General features: G+C 74.3%; 13 protein-coding genes. 8 read left to right on the top strand and 5 right to left on the bottom strand.

What is annotated here, in order from left to right; translation table 11 throughout:
* Positions 1–30: 30 nt before the first annotated feature.
* Entirely contained in the window at positions 31–639 is a 609-nt protein-coding gene (locus HGA03_RS05655) for a beta/alpha barrel domain-containing protein (RefSeq protein ID WP_168629252.1), read from the bottom strand.
* Positions 636–1,598, bottom strand: coding sequence for a sugar-binding transcriptional regulator (locus HGA03_RS05650; RefSeq protein WP_168629251.1), 963 nt, complete (start codon positions 1,596–1,598; stop codon positions 636–638). Before HGA03_RS05650 ends, HGA03_RS05655 begins: the two co-directional genes overlap by 4 nt.
* Before the next feature lie 141 nt (positions 1,599–1,739).
* Between HGA03_RS05650 and HGA03_RS05645 the strand changes: the two genes are divergently transcribed.
* From HGA03_RS05645 to HGA03_RS05615, 7 genes are read left to right on the top strand one after another with little or no spacing between them, the layout of a single operon-like run.
* The gene (locus HGA03_RS05645; protein ID WP_168629250.1) at positions 1,740–2,786 is read left to right on the top strand and encodes an ABC transporter permease; all 1,047 of its coding nucleotides are present in this window, start codon (positions 1,740–1,742) and stop codon (positions 2,784–2,786) included.
* 33 nt (positions 2,787–2,819) lie between these two features.
* Positions 2,820–3,833 (top strand): substrate-binding domain-containing protein, encoded by a 1,014-nt coding sequence (locus tag HGA03_RS05640; RefSeq protein ID WP_168629249.1) that lies wholly within the window; start codon positions 2,820–2,822, stop codon positions 3,831–3,833.
* Between the two features lie 4 nt (positions 3,834–3,837).
* A complete protein-coding gene (locus tag HGA03_RS05635; RefSeq protein ID WP_168629248.1) occupies positions 3,838–5,370 on the top strand; it encodes a sugar ABC transporter ATP-binding protein in 1,533 nt (510 codons plus the stop codon).
* Positions 5,371–5,387: 17 nt separating this feature from the next.
* A complete protein-coding gene (locus HGA03_RS05630) occupies positions 5,388–6,017 on the top strand; it encodes a KpsF/GutQ family sugar-phosphate isomerase (protein WP_168629247.1) in 630 nt (209 codons plus the stop codon).
* On the top strand, positions 6,017–7,501 hold the full coding sequence (gene xylB, locus HGA03_RS05625; RefSeq protein ID WP_168629246.1) for a xylulokinase: 1,485 nt from the start codon (positions 6,017–6,019) through the stop codon (positions 7,499–7,501). The genes HGA03_RS05630 and xylB overlap by 1 nt, the downstream gene beginning before the upstream one ends.
* A 1-nt stretch (position 7,502) precedes the next feature.
* A complete protein-coding gene (locus HGA03_RS05620; protein ID WP_168629245.1) occupies positions 7,503–8,147 on the top strand; it encodes a transaldolase family protein in 645 nt (214 codons plus the stop codon).
* Between the two features lie 59 nt (positions 8,148–8,206).
* Positions 8,207–8,611: a VOC family protein gene (locus HGA03_RS05615; protein WP_168629244.1), complete on the top strand. Its 405-nt coding sequence runs from the start codon at positions 8,207–8,209 to the stop codon at positions 8,609–8,611.
* Here HGA03_RS05615 and putP read toward each other — a convergent pair.
* From putP to HGA03_RS05600, 3 genes are all read right to left on the bottom strand, one after another.
* Complete coding sequence (gene putP / locus HGA03_RS05610) at positions 8,592–10,118, bottom strand: sodium/proline symporter PutP (RefSeq protein ID WP_168629243.1); 1,527 nt, start codon at positions 10,116–10,118, stop codon at positions 8,592–8,594. The genes HGA03_RS05615 and putP overlap by 20 nt on opposite strands.
* 209 nt (positions 10,119–10,327) lie before the next feature.
* The gene (locus tag HGA03_RS05605; protein ID WP_168629242.1) at positions 10,328–11,068 is read right to left on the bottom strand and encodes an aminoglycoside phosphotransferase family protein; all 741 of its coding nucleotides are present in this window, start codon (positions 11,066–11,068) and stop codon (positions 10,328–10,330) included.
* A 2-nt stretch (positions 11,069–11,070) separates the two neighbouring features.
* Complete coding sequence (locus HGA03_RS05600; RefSeq protein WP_239073640.1) at positions 11,071–11,943, bottom strand: PAC2 family protein; 873 nt, start codon at positions 11,941–11,943, stop codon at positions 11,071–11,073.
* 66 nt (positions 11,944–12,009) lie between these two features.
* On the opposite strand from HGA03_RS05600, the gene HGA03_RS05595 reads away from it, so the two are divergent.
* Positions 12,010–13,698, top strand: a complete 1,689-nt coding sequence (locus HGA03_RS05595; protein ID WP_168629241.1) for a bifunctional 3'-5' exonuclease/DNA polymerase — start codon at positions 12,010–12,012, stop codon at positions 13,696–13,698.
* Positions 13,699–13,722 lie beyond the last annotated feature (24 nt).

Raw genomic sequence — 13,722 nt, 5'->3', positions numbered from 1 at the left:
CACCGCGTACTGCGCCCTCGGCGATCGGAGTCAGCCGACCGAGTCCAGCCAGGCCCGGGGGTCCGGCGCCGCGCAGAGGGAGCCGCCGGAAACCACCCAGGTCGCGCCGTGCGCCGCGCAGGACCGGGCCAGCTCGGGGGTGATGCCGCCGTCCACGCCCAGCTCCGGGTGCGCGAGCCGGTCCAGCCGGTCCAGGGTCTGTGGGCGGAACGCCGCGCCGGCGGTGCCCGGGACGATCGCCATCACCAGCACCGCGGTGCCGTCGGGCAGGTCCGGCGGCAGCACGGCGGGGGTGCCGGGGGACAGGGCGATGCCGGGCCGGGCGCCGAGTTCCACCACCCGGTCCAGCGCCGACCGCCAGCCGCGGGCCTCCACGTGCACGATCACCCGGTCGCAGACCGCGGCCCAGGCGTCCACCCGGTCCAGCGGGTCGGTGACCATCAGGTGCGCCTCACCGGGGACGCCGGTCCGGGCACCGAGCTCGGCGGCCTCGTCCGGGTCGAAGCCGCCCGCCGCCGCGAAGCCGCCGTCCGAGACGTCCCAGTGCCAGCGGCGCAGCCCGGCGGCGGCCAACCGGTCGGCGGTGGCCGGTCGCTGCTCAGCGGGCACCGACCACAGCGAGGCGGCGACCAGCGTCATCGGGTGCCCCGCGCGACCGGCGGCACACCGGGCAGACCGAGCACGGCCTCGGCCAGTGCGCGGTCGCAGACCAGCTCGGTGACCAGGCCGGCCCGGACCACGGCGGCCAGTGCCCGGGCCTTGCGGGCGCCCCCCGCGGCGGCCACCACCCGGGGGATCCGGCGCATCTGCTCGGCGGTGATGGTCAGGCACCGGGCCTGGAAGTCCGGGGCGACCGGGTCGCCGGCGTCCGAGACCAGGATGGACGCCACCTCGGCCACCACCCCGCGGCCCAGCAGCTCGGCCTGTTCCGGCTCGCCGATCGTGCGCAGCAGCTGCGACTCGGGCGGGTCCCAGGAGCCCACGCTGACCACCGCCGTGGTGAGGTCGTCGAACAGTTCCAGCGCCGCGGCGACGTCCGGCTGGCGGCGCAGCGCCTCGGCGGTCTCGGGGGAGTCGACCACCAGCGGGGCGAAGATCGGCCGGGCCGACCCGCCGGAGCGCAGCGCGACCCGGCGGACGACCTCCACCGGCGAGTCGGCCAGGTCGGTCCCGATCGCGCCGGTGAGCTGGACCACGTCCATCGGCGGCAGCGGCGGCATCGAGGCGCTCATCGCGGTCAGGGTGCGGCCCCAGGCCAGGCCGAGCACCTCGCCGGCGCGCAGGGTGTCGCCGAGCAGTTCGGCCGCCGCCTCCCCGACCTGGCGCCGGACCTCGGCGTCGCTGCCGGTGGACTCGATCACGGTGGCCCGGCTCAGGCCCAGGTGGTCGGCGACCGCGGCGGACAGCGTGGGCACGTGCAGGCCGGCGTCCTGGATCGTGATCGTGACCACGCCCTGGTCCCGGGCCTGTTCCAGCAGCCGCGCCACCTTGAACCGGGACACGCCCAGTTCCTCCCCGATCTGCTTCTTGGGCGCATCGTCCAGGTAGTACCGGCGGGCGGCCCGGACCATCTGCTCCCACTCCTCCGAAGTGCTCATGTGAGCACTGTAGACCGAATCCGACGCACATTTGTGATGTTCGGGGCTTGAGTTGCGCGGTGACCGCGCGTACCGTCCTCGGTGTCAGGTGAGCGAGATGAGTGCTCACATGAGCGTGAACCGCTGCGAGGAGGCAGAGGAATGGCGAAGCGACGACGGTTCCCCGAGGAGCTCGGCATCGGCGTGGTCATCGTCCTGGTGGTGGCGATCTTCAGTCTGTTGTCGCCCACCTTCCGGACCGTGGACAACGCGAACCTGCTGCTGCTGAACGGTGCGGTGATCGCGTTCCTGGCGATGGGGCAGGCGTTCGTGCTCCTCACCGGCGGGATCGACCTGTCCACCGGCTCGAACATCGCCCTGACCGGGATGATCGCCGCGCTGGCTATGCGGTCCGGGCTGCCCTGGTGGGTCGCCTCGCTGGCCGCCCTGGCCACCGGTGCCCTGGTCGGCGTGATCAACGGCGCGCTGATCCACTACCTCAAGCTGCCGCCGTTCATCGTCACCTTCGCCGCCTTCGGGGTCGCGGCCAGCATCCCGCTGATCCTCACCGGGGCCAGCTCGGTCAACGTCACCGACCCGATGTTCGCCGTGATCGGCCGCGGCTCGCTGTTCGGCGTGCCGATGCCGGTGGTCCTGGTCGCGGTGTTCGTGGTGATCCTGACCGTGCTGCTGCGGCTGACCCCCACCGGCGTGCGGATCTACGCGGTCGGCGGCAATGCGGAGACCGCGCGGCTGTCCGGGATCGCGATCGGCCGGGTCACCATGCTGGTCTACGCGATCAGCGGGTTCTGCGCCGGGATGGGCGGGCTGATCACCACCAGCCGGCTGATGGTCGGCTACCCCTCCGCCGGATCGGGCAACGAGCTGTTCTACTCGATCGCCGCAGCGGTGGTTGGCGGGGTCTCGCTGTTCGGCGGCATCGGTTCGCTGCCCGGCGCCCTGCTCGGCGCGGTGCTGATCGCCACCGTGTCCAACGGCATGAACGTGATCGGCGTGCAGTCCTACTGGCAGCCGCTGGTGATCGGCCTGATCATCCTCGGCGGCGTCATCATCGACACCTACCGGCGGCAGTCCTCGCTCAGCGACCTGTTCCGCCGCACCCTGCGCCGACCGGGCGGACCCGGCGACGGCGATCCCACCCCCACACCCAGTCCTGCGCCCCGCAGTGCCGCGGCCGCGCAGAGCTGACCCACCCCCCACCCCGCACGAGGAGACAGAGCAATGAAGCGACGCCACCTGCTGACCGCCCCCGCCGTGATCGGCGCCGTCTGGGCGCTGGCCGCCTGCGGTGCCGTGGACACCGGCACCGGGTCCGGCGGCGGATCGACCGACGGGGACACCGCCGCCGCCACCGAGGAGCTGCCCGCCTCCTGTTCGGACGACACCCCGTACCTCGCGGTGGCCCTGCCGAACCTCACCAACCCGTACTACGTGGCGATGAAGCAGGGCTTCGAGACCGCGGGTGCCGAGCAGGGCTTCGAGGTCGAGGTGCAGATCGCCGACGACGACGACGCCAACCAGCTGGCCCAGGTGCAGTCGATGCTGCAGAAGCAGCCCTGCGCCCTGGCGCTGAACCCGGTGAAGTCCGAGCCGGCCGCCGCGCTGGTCAAGGCCGCCAACGACGCCGGGGTGCCGGTGTTCGTGGTGAACGTCGGCGTCGACCCGGAGGCCCTGGACGCCCAGGGCGGTCACATCGTGCAGTACCTCGGCGCGGACAACGCCGAGGGCGGCCGGCAGTCGGCGGAGCAGGTGCTGGCCGACTTCGGTGCGGATGCGGAGCTGAAGATCGGCTTCGTCACCGAACCGGACGAGACGCCCACCCAGGAGCGGGACCAGGGCTTCGAGGACGCGATCGCCGCCAACCCGAACGCCGAGGTCGTGGCCCGGGTGGACGGCAACGTCAAGCCGGACGACTCGCTGCGCGCCACCACCGAGATGCTCTCCGGCAACCCGGACATCAATGTCATCTTCGCCTCCACCGGCCCGGCCGCCTACGGCGCGCTGCAGGCCCTCGGGTCGAACTCCGAGGTCAAGGTGTACGGCTTCTGCGCCTCGGAGACCGAGCTGACCGGGCCGTACGCGGGCTGCGTCGCCCAGGAGCCGGAGGCCTACGGCACCGAGGTGGTCGCCCAGATCCGGCAGTACGTGGACGGTGAGGACGTCGAGGCCGAGGTGCTGAAGTCGCTCAAGGAGTTCACCACCGGCCAGACCCCCGCCCCGGGCGAGGTGGGCTGAGACGATGCTGGGCGTACGGCAGATCATCAAGCGGTACTCCGGGGTCACCGTCCTGCACGGGGTCGACCTGGAGGTCCAGCCGGGTGACGTGGTCGGCCTGGTCGGGCACAACGGTGCGGGCAAGTCCACCCTGCTGCGGGTGATCTCCGGCGCCACCACCCCCGAGGGCGGCCGGATCGAGGTCGACGGGGTCCGGCAGGACATCGCCGGGCCCCGGGACGCCATCGCCGCGGGGGTGGCCACGGTCTACCAGGAGCTGTCCCTGCTGCCGAACCTCTCGGTCACCCAGAACGTGTACCTGGGCGACGAGCGGTCCCGGTCGGGCCTGCTCCGCCGGGAGGAGATGCGGGCCGGCGCCCGGGAACTGGTCGAGTCCTTCGGCCTGGACCTGGACGTCGACCGCAAGCTCGGCGACTACCCGGTGGCGACCCGGCAGATGCTGGAGATCGCGGTCGCCACCCACCGCAAGGCCCGGTTCCTGCTGCTGGACGAGCCGACCACGGCGCTGGAGGGCACCCAGGTCGAGCGGCTGCTGGAGATGGTCCGGCACCTGGCGGACGACCGGGGTCTGGGCATCGTGTTCGTCGACCACAAGCTCGACGAGCTGTACGCGGTGTGCAACCGGGTCGTGGCCCTGGTCGACGGCCGGGTCCGGATCGACGCCCGGGTGGACGAGGTGTCCCGGGACGACGTGGTGACCGCCATCGCCGGGGAGGAGGCCGCCCCGGCCGCGGCCGCCACCCCGGTGGACCGGGAGACCGCCCGGGAGACCCGGGAGGTGGTCGCCGCGCTGCCGTCGCAGGACGGGTCCGGCCGGCTGCTGGAGGTGCAGGACCTGCACGCGCCCGGCGTGCACGGGGTCAGCTTCCGGGCCGAACCGGGCCGGGTGCTCGGCATTTACGGGCTGGTCGGCGCCGGACGGACCGAGACGCTGCGCGCCCTGGTCGGCCTGGACCCGGTCACCGGCGGCCGGGTGCTGCTGGACGGCCGGCCGTACCGGCCCCGCACCCCGGCCCGGGCCCAGCGCGAGGGCGTGGTCTACCTGACCGAGGAGCGCAAGCACGACGGGATCGTGCCCGGGCTGTCCTCGCCGCAGAACGTCGCCCTGCCGGTGCTCGGCCGCTACCGCCGGGCCGGGTTGCTGGACCGGGCCGCCGTGCAGCGGGACGCCGAGGACCTGCTGGAACGCCTGCGGGTCCGCGGTGACCGGCACGGCCCGGTGGTCCGGCTCTCCGGCGGTAACCAGCAGAAGGTGCTGCTGGCCCGGGCGATCGCCCAACGGCCGCGGGTGCTGCTGCTGGACGAGCCCACCAAGGGTGTGGACCTCGGCGTCAAGGCCGAGATCCACCGGATCGTCCGGGCCCTGGCCCACGAGTCCGGACTCACCGTCGTGCTGGTCTCCTCCGAGGAGGACGAGGTGGCCGAGGTGGCCGACGACGTGGTGGTGATGTCCCACGGGCGCACCACCGGCACGTTGCTCACCGCGGAGGACCGCACGCCCCAGTCACTGCGCCGCGCCGCCTGGGCGGCGGCATGAACCACGGAGGAACGACCATGACCAGCGCCGACGAGACCCTGCGCGCCGCCCGCGAGCTGGTGCGGCGGGAGGGCGGGGGTGTGGCCGCGGTGGCCGACCAGCTCGACGACACCTTCCTGCGGGCGGTGGACCTGGTGGACGGCTGCACCGGCAAGGTGTTCGTCACCGGGTCGGGCACCTCCGGCGCGGTCGCCCGGCGGATGGCGCACCTGCTGTCGGTCTGCGGCACGCCGGCGGTGTTCCTGCCGGGGATGGACGCGCTGCACGGCACGATGGGGGCGGTCGCCGCCGGCGATCTGCTGATCACCATCTCCCGGGGCGGGGAATCCGATGAGCTCAACGACCTGTCCACCCGGCTGCGCAGCCGCGGGGTCCCGGTGATCGCGCTCACCGCCACCGCGGACTCGACCCTGGGCCGGCTGGCCGACCTGACCGTGGTGATCGACCCCGGGCCGGAGGTGGACCCGGGCGGGGTGATCGCGATGGGCTCGACCCTGGCCACCGCGGTCTGGGGCGACGCCCTCGCCGCGGTGCTGATGCGCCGGCGCGGCTACGGCTGGGACCAGGTGCTGTTCACTCACCCCGCCGGTGCGGTGGGCAAGCGCGAGGAGCTGCCGGACGCCCTGCCACCGCTCGGGGACGCCTGATGGGCGTGGTCGCCGGGGTCGACTCCTCGACCCAGTCCTGCACGGTGGAACTGCGGGACGCCGACGACGGGCGGCTGCTCGGCTCCGGCCGGGCACCGCACCCGGCGACCGCGCCCCCGGTGTCCGAGCAGGACCCCGCCGACTGGTGGGCCGCGCTGCGGCTGGCCCTGGCGGCGGCCCTGGGCCAGGCGGGGCTGACCGCGGACCGGATCGACGCGGTCGGCATTGCCGCCCAGTGTCACGGCCCGGTGCTGCTGGACGACCGGGACCGGGTGCTCCGGCCGGTCAAACTGTGGAACGACACCACCTCCTCGCCGCAGGCGGCCGCGATGGTCGCCGAGCTCGGGATGCCGGGCTGGGCGGATGCGGTGGGCTCGGTGCCCACCGCGGCGTTCACGATCACCAAGCTCGCCTGGGTCGCCGAGCACGAACCGGAGCTGCTGGACCGCACCCGCCGGGTGCTGCTGCCGCACGACTGGCTGAGCCACCGGCTGACCGGCCGGGCGGTCACCGACCGGTCCGAGGCCTCCGGCACCGGGTACTACGCCGCACACGAGGGCCGGTACCTGACCGGGCTGCTGGACCGCTGGGTCCGGTCCGGTCCGGACTGGGCGGCGATGCTCCCGGAGGTCGCCGGGCCGTCCGAGGCTGCCGGGCCGGCCGACACCGCCGCCGCCGCGGAGCTCGGGCTCCGGCCGGACGTGGTGGTCGGCGCCGGTGCCGGTGACCAGCACGCGGGGGCGCTGGGCATCGGCCTGGGGCCCGGACAGGTGCTGTACTCGCTGGGCACCTCCGGGGTGGTGATGACCACCTCCTCGGTCCCGGTGCACGACGGCACCGGCTGGGTGGACGGGGTGGCCGACGCCGCCGGTGGCTGGCTGCCGCTGATGTGCTCGCTGAACTCGACCAAGGTCACCGACACCGTGGCCCGGTTGCTCGGCGTCGGCCTGGACGAGCTGGCCGCCCTGGCCCTGGCCGCCGAGCGCCGTCCGGACCGGATGGTGCTGGCCGCCTACCTGGACGGCGAACGCACCCCGGACCGCCCGGACGCCCGCGGCCTGCTCGGCGGCCTGCGCACGGACGCCACCCGGGAGGAGCTGGCCCTCGCCGCGCACGAGGGAGTCGTGCTCGGACTGCTGCGCGGACACCAGGCGATCGTCGCCGCCGGTGCCGCCGCGGACGGTGAGGTGGTGGTCGCCGGGGGCGGCGGCCGGTCGCCCGCCTACCGGCAGGTGCTGGCCGACGCGCTGGGCCGCCCGGTGCACACCCGGGACGCCGCCGAGGCCACCGCACGGGGCGCCGCGGTGCAGGCGGCCGCCGTGCTGGCCGGGGCGGACGTGACCGCCGTCCGGGACGCCTGGGCTCCGGCCACCACCTCGGTCACCGAGCCGGGCGGACCGCTCGGCGACGACCTGCTCGACCGGTACCGGGCACTGGCCGACTGGCGGCAGCCCACCGAGACCACGACCCGAGAGAGGGACTGAGATGCGGCTCTACCTGGACAGCGCCGACCGGGACGACCTGGCCCCACTGCTGGACACCGGCCTGTTCACCGGCGTCACCACCAACCCGCTGATCCTGCAGCGCGGCGGGGTGCGGCTGGCGCAGGTGCCCGAGCTGGTGCGCTGGCTGCTGGACCGGGGGACCGCCGAGGTCTTCGTCCAGACCACCGGGTCGGAGGTCGACGACCTGGTCGCCGAGGCGCACGAGCTGCGGCGGCTGTCCGACCGGCTGGTGGTGAAGATCCCCGCCACCGTGGCCGGGCTGTCCGCCACCCGGCGACTGGCCGATCAGGACGTGCCGGTGCTGGTCACCGCCGTGTACCACGCGCAGCAGGCGATCACCGCGGCGGCGGCCGGTGCCCGGTGGATCGCGCCCTACCTCGGCCGGATGACCGAGCAGGGCCGCGACGGGCACGGGCAGATCGCGCAGATGCAGCAGATCCTGGCCGGGACCGGCACCGAGGTGCTCGCGGCCAGCCTGCGCGCCGCCGACGACGTGCGGCGGCTGGCCCTCGCCGGGGTGGCCGCGGTGACCGTCGGCGCCCCGGTCGCCCGCGCCCTGCTGGCCGAACCGCTCACCGACGCGGCCGTGGCGGACTTCGATCGCGCGGTGGCCGCGCTCGTCTGACCCCGGGCGGCCGCCCGGCCTACGCTGGGTATCCGTGCGGCACTGACGAGGGAGCAGCCATGGCCGGCCTGGTGGTCCACTTCGAGATCCACGCGAGCGAGCCGGAACGGCTGATCGCGTTCTACTCCGCGCTGCTGGACTGGGAGTTCGCCCGGTTCGGCGACCTGGACTACTGGACGATCGACACCGGGGAGCGGTCGGTCCGGAACGAGGGCACCCCGGGGTTCGGGATCAATGGCGGCCTGGTGCGCAGGTCCGGTCCGCGTCCGGAGACCGGTGCCGCGGTGAACGGCGCGACGCTGGTGGTCGGGGTGGACGACGTGGACGCGGTGTACGCCCGGGGCCTGGAGCTGGGCGCGACCACCGCGCTGCCGCTGGACGATGTCCCCGGGGTCGGCCGGCTCGGCTACCTGGCCGACCCGGACGGCAACGTGATCGGCTTCATCACGCCGCTGATGCGCTGACCGGATCGGGGTCGTCGTCCACGGCCCGGCCCTCGGCCAGCGCCACCGACGCGGTGAACTCGCGGTCGATCTCCGGGTCCGGCTTGGGCCACAGCAGGCTGACCACCACCGCCACCACCAGGTGCGCGACGAATGCCGGCAGCAGCTCGTACAGCCCGGTGTCCAGCGCCTTCCAGCCGAAGACGGTGACCGCGCCGACGGTCATCCCGGCCAGGGTGCCCGCCGCGGTGAGCCGGCGCCAGAACAGGCTGAGCAGGATCGCCGGGCCGAAGGACGCACCGAAGCCGGCCCAGGCAAAGGCGACCAGGCTGAGGATCGTGCCGCCGGGGGTCAGGGCGAGCAGCACCGCGATCACGGCGACCACCAGCACGCACGCCCGGCCCAGCAGCACCAGGGTGCGCTGCGAGGGCGGGGTGCGCCGGCCGATCCGGTACAGGTCCTCCACCAGCGCCGACGAGCACACGATCAGCTGACTGGACACCGTGCTCATCACCGCGGCGACCACCGCGGCCAGCACGAACCCGCCGACCAGCGGGTGCAGCAGCAGCTGGGACATCACCAGCATCACGGCCTCGGGGTCGTTCAGCGTGGTGCCGGTCCGGGCGATGTACGCCACGCCGACCAGGCCACCGGCGACCGCACCCAGCAGCGACAGCCCCATCCAGGTGATCCCGATCCGGCGGGCGGCCTTGGCGCCACCGGCGTCCCGCATCGCCATGAACCGGACGATCACGTGCGGCTGGCCGAAGTAGCCCAGCCCCCAGGCGAGCGCCGAGACGATCGCGGTCAGCCCGCCGCCGGTGAGCGCCGTCCCGGCCAGCATGGACAGGTGGTCCGGGTCGAGCTCGCGCACCGCGCTGATCGCCTCGCCCGGCCCGCCGAGCTGCCACACCGCCATCACCGGCACCAGGAGCAGCGCGGCCATCATCATCAGGCCCTGCACCACGTCGGTCAGCGACGCCCCCAGGAACCCGCCGAACATGGTGTAGACCAGCGTCACCCCGGCGACCAGCAGCATCCCGGTCAGGTACTCCCCGCCGAAGGAGTTCTCCACGAACACCCCGCCGGCCACCATGCCGGAGGAGATGTAGAGGGTGAAGAACACCAGGATCACCAGGCCGGACACCACCCGGATCAGGTGGGTCCGGTCCCGCAGCCGCCGCTCCAGGAAGCTCGGGATGGTCAGTGCGTCCCCGGCGACCTCGGTGGCGGCGCGCAACCGGGGCGCGACCAGCCGCCAGTTCAGGTAGGCGCCGATCAGCAGCCCGATCGCGATCCAGGACTCGACCAGCCCGGAGACGTAGATCGCGCCGGGCAGGCCCATCATCAGCCAGCCGGACATGTCGGAGGCGCCGGCACTCAGCGCGGCGGTGGTCGGGCGCAGTTCCCGTCCGCCCAGCAGGTAGTCGGAGTGGTTGGTGGTGCGCCGGTAGGCGTACCAGCCGATGCCGAGCATCGCGACGAAGTAGATCGCCAGGGCAAGGATGTGGTGACCCTGTTCGGTCATGGCGGGCTCCTCCCGGGGGCCGGATCGCGCCGCGGCTGGCTTCGTTGCCACGCCGGTGTCGGGGTCGGCGGCTGCGGCGCCTCATCCTGCGGGGCCGGACTGTGCGGGGGCCGGTTCCGGCCGTCGGTTGAGGGTGGCGGGGCGGCGAAACTGGGGGTCGGCCGGCCGTCGCCGGGGGTTGCTCGGCCCGCCGTGAGGTGGTGGCGGACTCAGAGCTGCGGGAGACGGCGGGCGTCCCGGCGGTACAGGTCGGCGTGCGCGTGCAGCTCGGGTTGGCGGCTGTCCTCGGCGTGCCGGTCGGTCCAGTCGGCCAGCTCGTCCAGGCGGGGGACCATGGTGGCCAGCACGTCGGCGGCGGCCGGGGCGTCCTCGCCGTAGGCCTGCAGCAGGCTGTCCAGGCGGCGCAGCGGGTCCAGGCCACCGGGGGTGGGGGAGTCGGAGCAGAACGAGCACAGCCGGTACGCCAGGTAGGCCAGGTCCCAGACCCGGGGGCCGGGGGAGGCCATGTCGATGTCGATGAAGCCGACCAGCCGCCCGGCGGCATGCACCATGTTGTACGGCGCGGCGTCGTTCAGGCAGATCACCTCGGCGGGTTCGTGCGCGGGCAGTCGCCACGGCCCGGCCTGCACCGGGAAGCCGACGGTGGCGTCGTGCCAGATCCGCAGGAAGGCACCGGCCTGCTGCACGGTGCGCGGGTGCCAGACCCAGTCCGGCAGCGGGAAGTCGCCGGTGGTGCCCGGGATCCAGCTGAGCATCTCCCGCCCCTGCTCGTCGACGCCGAGCGGGGTGGGCACCATCCAGGCGCCGCGGGCCCGGGCCCAGGCCAGCAGGGCGTGCACCGTGGGCGTCCAGGGTCCGGCGCTGCGGCGCACCGTGTCGCCGACCCGGATCACGGTGTTCACGTGACCGCCGGCGAGCGGGGTCGGGTGCGGATCCGGTGCGGAGGTCATGCTCAGCCCCCTAGGCCCTTGTCCCGTCGTCTGAGGTAGCGCTCGAACTCCTGGGCGATCGCCTCGCCGGAGGCCTCGGGGAGTTCGGCGGTGTCCTTGGCCTCCTCCAGCTGGCGGACGTACTCGGCGATCTCGCTGTCCTCGCCGGCGAGTTCGTCCACGCCGTCCTGCCATGCTGCCGCGTCCTCGGGCAGATCGCCCAGCGGGACCGGCTCGCCGATCACCTGCTCGATCCGGTGCAGCAGTGCGAGCACGGCCTTGGGCGAGGGCGGGTGGGCGACGTAGTGCGGCACCGCGGCCCACAGCGACAGGGTGCGCAGCCCGCGCGCGGCGGCCTCGTGCTGCAGCACGCCGACGATGCCGGTCGGCCCCTCGTAGCTGTTCGACTCCACGTCCAGCAGCTCGCGCACCGCCCGGTCCTCGCTGGTGACCGTGACCGGGATCGGCCGGGTGTGCGGCACGTCGGCCAGCAGGGCGCCCAGGGTCAGGACGGTGCCGGCGTGCTGGGCGGCGGCGATGTCCAGCAGTTCGCCGCAGTACCGGCGCCAGCGCATCGACGGTTCGATGCCGTGCACCAGGACGATCCGGCGGCCGGAGCGCGGTGCGGTGGCCACGGCGACCGCGGTGCTCGGCCAGGTGATCTCCCGGTCGCCGTCGGCATTGACCCCGATCACCGGGCGGTTCACCTGGAAGTCGTGGTACTCCTCCGGGTCCAGCTCGTCGACCTGCTCGGCACCCCACACCTCGTGCAGGTGCTCCAGGGCCTGGCTGGCGGCCGAGCCCGCGTCGTTCCAGCCCTCGAAGGCGGCGAGCAGGACGGTCTCCCGGCCGGGCAGCGACATGCCCGTGGCTGGCGTGATCGGCTGATCGCTCATCGGACCAGCGTAGGTCCTGACGGCGACACTGCCTGGGATGTCGGTCGGCGATGGTGTGATGTGCGGGTGTCGTTCGTGCTGATCTGCGCCGATCCCGCCCGGCCCGGGGTGGTCGAGCTGCGGGCGGCGCCGGATCCGGCGACCGTGGTGTCCGAGGGTCTGGGACCGGTGCGGCAGGTCCCGGAGGCCGAGTTGGCCGGGGTGGTCGCCGCGATCGAGGAGGCCGAGGGACCGCGCTGGGTCTGGGACGACACCGAGCGGTGGTACCCGGGGCTGCTGGCCGCCGGGGTGCGGGTCCGCCGTGCGCACGACCTGCGGCTGTGCCACGCGATCCTGCGCCGCTCCACCCGGACCGCCGGGACCCGGCTGGCCCTGGCGCCGCACGGTCCCTGGGACGACGCCGCCCCGGCCGCCCCGGTGGTCGAGCCGCCGCCGCCCAGCCTGTTCGACGACTGGGACCGGCCCGAGCCCGCGGCCGGACTGCCGGACCCGGCGGCCGAGCTGCGCGCCCAGCTGGGCTGCCTGGCCGAGGCCGGCGACGACGGGCGGCTGCGCCTGCTGCTGGCGGCCGAGTCGGCCGGGGCGCTGATCGCGGACGAGCTGCGGTTCGACGGGCTGCCGTTCCGGGCCGACCTGCACGACGCGCTGCTGACCGAGCGCCTGGGTCCCCGGCCCGCGGAGGGTGCCCGCCCGGCGGTGCTGCAGTCCCTGGCGGAGCAGATCGCCGCCGCGCTGGACCGGCCGGGCCTGAACCCGGACTCGCCGCCGGAGCTGCTGCGCGCGCTGCGGGCGGCGGGGATCGACGTCGCCAGCACCCGCAAGTGGGAACTGCGCGGGCACGACCACCCGGCGATCGAGCCGCTGCTGACCTACAAGAAGCTGGCCCGGCTGCTGTCCGCGAACGGCTGGGCCTGGCTGGACCGCTGGGTCTCCGGCGGCCGGTTCCGGCCGGACTACGTGCCCGCCGGGGTGGTCACCGGGCGCTGGGCGTCCAGCGGTGGCGGGGCACTGCAACTGCCCGCCGGGATCCGGGCGGCGGTGCGGGCCGACCCGGGCCGGGTGCTGGTGGTCGCCGATGCCGCCCAGCTGGAACCCCGGGTGCTGGCCGCGATGTCCGGCGACCGGGCGATGGCGGCGGCCGGGCAGCAGGCCGATCTGTACCAGGCGGTGGTGCAGGCCGGGATCGTCGAGGACCGGCAGCAGGCCAAGTACGCGATGCTCGGGGCGATCTACGGCGCCACCACCGGGGCCAGTGCGGTGCTGATGCCGCAGCTGGCCCGCGGGTACCCGCAGGCGGTGGAGCCGGTGGAACAGGCGGCCCGGGCCGGGGAGCGCGGGGAGCAGGTGACCACCTGGCTCGGCCGGTCCTCGCCGCTGCCGTCGGCGGACCGGCTGGCCGAGCGACTGGCCGCGGCGGGGGAGGGCGGCGACGAGTCCACCGCCCGGGACGCGCGCCGGCACGCCCGCGACTGGGGCCGGTTCACCCGGAACTTCGTGGTGCAGGGCACCGCGGCGGAGTGGGCGCTGTGCTGGATGGCGGTGCTGCGCCAGCGATTGATCGGGTTGCCCGGCCGCCCGCACCTGGTGTTCTTCCTGCACGACGAGCTGATGGTGCACAGTCCGGTGGACCAGGCCGAGCGGGTGGCCGCGGCGGTGCGGGAGGCGGCGGAGGAGGCCGGGCGGCTGTTGTTCGGCGACACCCCGGTCGAGTTCGCGCTCGACCTGTCGATCGTGGACTCCTACGACCAGGCCTAGGTAGACCGGTCTGTACAGTGGCGG

Source organism: Cellulomonas denverensis (assembly GCF_012396125.1).
Lineage (GTDB): Bacteria > Actinomycetota > Actinomycetes > Actinomycetales > Cellulomonadaceae > Cellulomonas > Cellulomonas denverensis.
This window is presented reverse-complemented; position numbering and strand designations above follow the sequence as displayed.